General features: G+C 47.9%; 5 protein-coding genes. All 5 read right to left on the reverse strand.

Features of this window, described 5'->3' with window-relative positions; all coding sequences use genetic code 11:
* Positions 1-61: 61 nt before the first annotated feature.
* The 5 genes from VN379_RS06140 to VN379_RS06160 are packed head-to-tail and all read right to left on the reverse strand — an operon-like array spanning position 62 to position 5,483.
* The gene (locus VN379_RS06140) at positions 62-1,048 is read right to left on the reverse strand and encodes a dipeptide ABC transporter ATP-binding protein (protein ID WP_325531882.1); all 987 of its coding nucleotides are present in this window, start codon (positions 1,046-1,048) and stop codon (positions 62-64) included.
* Positions 1,035-2,048, reverse strand: a complete 1,014-nt coding sequence (locus VN379_RS06145; RefSeq protein WP_325531884.1) for an ABC transporter ATP-binding protein — start codon at positions 2,046-2,048, stop codon at positions 1,035-1,037. Before VN379_RS06145 ends, VN379_RS06140 begins: the two co-directional genes overlap by 14 nt.
* A 31-nt stretch (positions 2,049-2,079) precedes the next feature.
* Positions 2,080-2,934 carry an ABC transporter permease gene (locus VN379_RS06150; protein WP_325531886.1) on the reverse strand — a complete coding sequence of 285 codons (855 nt, stop codon included), beginning with the start codon at positions 2,932-2,934 and terminating at the stop codon, positions 2,080-2,082.
* A gap of 14 nt (positions 2,935-2,948) precedes the next feature.
* Positions 2,949-3,905, reverse strand: coding sequence for an ABC transporter permease (locus tag VN379_RS06155; protein ID WP_325531888.1), 957 nt, complete (start codon positions 3,903-3,905; stop codon positions 2,949-2,951).
* 21 nt (positions 3,906-3,926) lie between these two features.
* Positions 3,927-5,483 carry an ABC transporter substrate-binding protein gene (locus VN379_RS06160; RefSeq protein ID WP_325531890.1) on the reverse strand — a complete coding sequence of 519 codons (1,557 nt, stop codon included), beginning with the start codon at positions 5,481-5,483 and terminating at the stop codon, positions 3,927-3,929.
* Between the last annotated feature and the right edge of the window lie 291 nt (positions 5,484-5,774).

The following is a 5,774-nucleotide window of genomic DNA, read 5'->3' on the forward strand; positions in this document are numbered from 1 at the left end:
TCTTATGACTATTTTTCATATTTTTGTTGATAGATGAAAACCTAACCCATATCCGGCCCGGTTAATAAAGGTGGCAGGCAACCCGCCGTCCGGAATGCACAATTTTTTGCCGTGGAGCTTCCTGCCTGCACTGCTCCCTGACGGCCGGACACCTGGTGTGGAAAGCGCAGCCTGCCGGTAAATTAAGCGGCGATGGCACGTCACCGGACAAAATAATACGCTCTCTTTTACGGTTCAGATCCGTCCGCGGAATCGCGGTAAGCAGGGCCTGGGTATACGGGTGTAAAGGCTCGGAGAATAGGTCGTCTGTATTGGCCTCTTCAACCAGGTTTCCCAGATACATAACCCCAATTTTATCAGAAATATGCCGCACAACACTCAAATTATGAGCAATAAACAAATACGTCAGCGACAAATCCTGCTGCAAGTCTGCCAGAAGATTGATAATCTGCGACTGGGTTGAAACATCAAGAGCTGACACCGCTTCATCGCACACAATAAAACCCGGATCTACAGCCAGAGCCCTCGCCAGAACGATCCGCTGCCGCTGTCCTCCGGAAAACTCATGTGGATAACGGTCATATTGTTCTCTGTTTAATCCTACCCGGTGAAAAAGCTCATAGACTTGTTCTCTGCGGGTATTAGGCTCACCGATATTATGGATGTCCAGCACTTCCCTGATGGCTTCACCAACCCGGATACGGGGATTTAGGGCGGAAAACGGATCCTGAAAAACGATCTGCATGTCTTTACGAATCTGACGCAGTTCTATCCTGTTTAACTTTAAAATATCTTTTCCCTGGTAAAATACCTCCCCGGACGTAGGTTCAATCAGTCGCAGCAGCATACGCCCGGTCGTACTTTTCCCACAGCCGGACTCGCCGACCAAGCCATAAGTCTCTCCTTTTTCGATAGTGAATGAAAGGCCGTTAACAGCCTTTACCACAGTCGGAGCCTTAAACAGTTCCTTTTTCCCCGGAAAATGCTTTACTAAATGATTTACCTTAATTAATGGCTCATTTTCTTCAACAACCTCATTGACCGGCATGACTGTTCACCCTCTTATCCGGATTTTTATAATGCCAGCAGCGTACTTTGTGGGCTGTCTCAACAGTGCCCAGGCCCGGAATCTCTGACCGGCAGACAGAATCTGCCCGGGGACAGCGGGGGGCAAACCGGCATCCCTGCGGAATTTGCTGCAAGGAAGGGACCTTGCCGGCAATCATGTGCAGCGGTTCGCGGCGATTGCCTTCCAGGGTGGGAATAGACCGGATCAGGCCGATTGTGTAAGGATGTGCCGGCCGTGTAAATAATGTTTCCACAGAACATTCCTCAACAATTTGGCCCAAATACATAACCATTACCCGTGAGCACACCTCGGCTACCACTCCCAGGTCATGGGTAATTAGAATAATTCCCATATTAATCTTTTTCTGCAAATCCAGCATTAGATCCAAAATCTGCGCCTGAATGGTTACATCCAGTGCGGTTGTGGGTTCATCGGCAATCAGCAGTCTGGGCTCGCAGGCCAGTCCCATAGCAATCATTACCCGCTGCCGCATTCCCCCGGATAGTTGGTGGGGATATTCATGAATCCGCCGTTCCGGAGAAGAAATTCCCACCAGTTTCAGCATATCCACAGCCCTGGCCAAGGCCTCTTTTTTACCAAGCCGCTGATGTAAAATAATTGATTCGGCAATTTGGTCGCCAACCGTAAAGACCGGGTTTAATGATGTCATGGGATCCTGAAAGATCATTGCTATGCGGTTTCCACGGATGGTTTGCATTTCGTCCATTGACGAATTCAGCAGGTTTTTACCTTCAAACAAAATTTCTCCTTCTATTTTGGTGCCGCTGTATTCTTCAAACAAACGCAAAACCGAAAGGGATGTTACACTCTTGCCGCAGCCTGATTCGCCGACCAGCCCCACAGTTTCTCCTTCATGTACAGTGAAATCAATGCCGTCAACTGCAGTTACGGGTCCCTGCTCTGTCGCAAAATAGGTTTTTAAATTATTTACTTGCAGTAAAGGATAAAGATTGTCCATTTGTCTCATCCCTCATTTTCTGTAGTTAAGATCAGCCTTTGGCTTTGTTGGTGCGTGGATCAAGCAAGTCCCGCAGACCGTCGCCAATAAGATTCAGCCCGAGTACGGTCATAACAACAGCACAGCCGGGAAAGATCATAATCCACCAGGCCTGCCGTATCAGAGTCCGGCCATCGTTTAGAATGTTGCCCCAGCTTGGCTGCGGCGGCGGTGTACCTGCACCCAGAAAGCTAAGTGAAGCCTCAATGATAATCGCGTAGGCAAAAATAAAGGTAGCCTGAATAATTAAAGGAGACAGACAATTAGGGGCGATGTGGCGCCAGATAATCCTGGCCGGTGTTCCCCCTAAGGCGCGGATGGCCTCAATATAGGTTTGTTCCCGCACCACAAGGGCGGCAGCCCTCACAGCCCGTGCCACCCGGGAGATGTAAACCACACTGATGGAAATAATAACATTTTGTATTGTCGGCCCCAAAGCGGCAATAATAGCAATCGCCAGCAATATTGTGGGGAAGGCCATCATCCCGTCATTGATACTCATAATCACCATGTCCAGTCGGCGGTAATAGGCGGAATACAGTCCTAAAACCACTCCTCCCAGTGAGGTGATAATAACAACAGCCACCCCCACCTGCAGGGAAATCTGACTGCCGTAAATAACCCGGCTGAACACATCACGACCAAACTCATCTGTTCCAAACCAATGCACGGAACTGGGAGCCTGCAACCGGTCGGCAACTTTCATGGCAAGCGGGTCATAAACAGTAATAAATGGTGCCAATACCGCCATCAGGATAACCAGCAAGACCAGGATACTCCCTGTTACGGCCAGCCGGTTAGCTAAAAAACGTCGCAGGATTAGCCTCTTCCTTGAAATAACTTCCACTGCAGAATCTCCCTTCATCGTGCCTGGTCGTCAAAGCGAACACGCGGATCAATATAAGCGTATAGTAAATCAACAAGCAGATTGATAAATACATAGGCTGTGGCAATCATCAGAATCGTGCCCTGTATCACCACATAATCCCGCCGTAAAACCGAATTAACAACTAACTTCCCAATCCCGGGAATATTGAAAACCATTTCGGTTACGACTGCGCCACCGATTAATGTTGCAAACGTAAGCCCAATTACCGTTAAAATAGGAATAAAGGCATTTCTCAGGGCATGCTTATAGATAATAACCTGCTGTTTTAATCCCTTGGCCTGAGCTGTGCGTATATAGTTTTCGCTGAGTACCTCCAGCATAGAGGCTCTGGTCATGCGGGCAATCAGGGCGGCCTGCATAATCCCCAGCGACAGAGCCGGCAGCAGCAAATATTTGATATGATTCAGCAAACCGTTGGACAGCGGCTGATAGCCTGCGGCCGGCAGCCAGTTGAGTTTCACGGCGAACAGCAGGATAAAATTAAGTCCCAACCAGAAGCTGGGGATGGAAATTCCCAATAACCCGGTGACCATTAACAGCTGGTCAATCCAGCTGCCCCGTCTGGTTGCTGCCATAACCCCTAGCGGCAGGGCAAATAAAACCGCTATCAACTCTGCCAGCAGTGAGAGTGAAACCGTAGGCCCCAGGTGCTGCCAGATTGCCTGCGTAACCGGCATATCCATAAAAATCGAGCGTCCCAGGTCTCCCTGCACCACCCCCAGAAGCCAATGGCCAAACTGGACATAAATTGGAAGAGTAAGACCAAGCTGCTCTCGCAGCTTGGACAAATCCGTTTCAGAGGCATCTGATCCCAGCATAATAACCGCGGGGTCTCCCGGCGTCAGATGAATAATAATAAAATCTACCAGCGCAACAACGGCAAGCACGGGAATTAACGACAGTATCCGTTTGAAGATATAGCTCAGCATAAGTCTCTTCCCCCTTGCTGATTATTGAACAGAAACATTCCAGAATGGAGACTCCATAAAGTATTGATATCCTTGGACATAATTCCGATAGACTACCAGTCCGTTCATATTACCAAGCTTGACTGTCGGGACCTCTTCCCAGTAAAGCGCCTGAGCCTGACCAAAGATTTTTTTGGCATCCTCAAAATTTGCACTTTCCCGGATCTGATCAAGCAGGTTGTCCATTTGCGGGTTGTTATACCAGCCTGCCCACTTTAAACGTGAGTCAAGAAATAAGATCGCTGTCGGCTCTCTGAAACCGGAAGAGGTTGTCACAAACATATCCCAGCCATTCTGGTTTGAACGTTTGCTGTTTAATGTAGCCCAGTCATATACCTCCAGCTTGACATTGACCCCGATTTGCTCCAGTTGTTCCTTAACAACCAGTGAGCTCTTATACATATAATCAAAATCACGGGTTACCAGAAACACCACCGGTTCTCCCTTGTAACCGGACTCGGCCAGCAGCTTCTTGGCCAATTCGGTATTTTTCTGGTTGTATTTTTCCTTGCCATTATCCACATGCCAGGCATCTTTTGGGAATACCAGCCCGGCATCCAGTGTATAAAATTCCGGATTTCCTGTTACAGCCTTCATAATGGGATCCATATCCAAGGCGGCAGCCACTGCCTGGCGGGCTTTAACATTGGCAAACAGCGAATTTTTCTTGTTAAACACCAGATTCAGATAGGTCGTATCCTGGGCAATGGCTGTTTTTAAACCGGTACTGCTTTTTAACATTTCATAATTATCAAAGGGGATCTCATCGGCAATATCGTATTCGCCGGCTTGTACACCGGCCACCCTTGTCGCATTATCGCCCACAGGGATGAAATAGAGATCCTTTACCAGGGCTTCCCGTTTACCGCCAAGGCCGCTGGCGGGTTCTGGGCGTGGTTTAAAACCGTCAAACTTTTTCAAGTGAATGTATTGATCCTGTTTCCATTCAACAAACTGGAACGGCCCTGTGCCAACAAACTGTTTGACATTTCCATCGCCGGCTTCATCAATAACCTCTTTCGGCATAATGGATGCCCCCTGCGAGGGATAAGCCAGGGAGAAGAGCACGGCATTTGATGGTGCCGGCAGCTTTATGACAATAGTATCTTTATCAGGTGCGGTAATCTCGGCTTTTCCCAGATTGGCTTTACCCAGGGAAGAATAATTGCGCCAGCGGTTAATAGAGGCCAGCACATCCTCGGATGTCATAACCTTGCCGTTATGAAAAACAATATCCTTGCGCAGCAACAGTGTAGTGGTTTTTCCGTCAGGGCTGATCTCAATTTTCTCAGCCAGCATGGGTACTACTTGGTAATTTTCATCAAGAGTAACCAAGGTATCAAAGATATGCCAGCCCACTTTTTGGGCAATCTGCGTAGTGGTTTTGTGCAGATCCAGTGTTGGCGGTGCTGCCGATATTGCCACTTTCAGCTCGTTTTTTTCCTTTTTGGCAGTTTCGGGGGCAGAATTAGAGCAAGCGGTTGTTACAAACAAAACTAGTATTGCGATTACTGCCAAAAACCATTTACAGCGAATCATATAGAACCCCTCCTGTTTTTCTTTTCTGATGCTGTTATCTTAAGAAAGATAGCAGCCAGTTATCCACTGTCGGTTCAGCCGGCAAACCGATAGTAATTAAAAAAGACACCGCTGTCGTAAATGCGAAGTCTTCTTTGACTTACCAGTATTCTTATGAGATGTGGCAACCGACCGGCGTCTGTTTTTGGTGAAACAAAATCCTGACATGCTTTCCAGCACTTCCCCCTTTTTTTCACTGCCTGCAGTAAATAAAAAAAAACGCCTTTAAGTCTATAGTCCGTAGTCCATAGT

Source organism: Sporomusa sp. (genome assembly GCF_035561255.1).
Taxonomy (GTDB): Bacteria; Bacillota; Negativicutes; order Sporomusales; family Sporomusaceae; genus Sporomusa.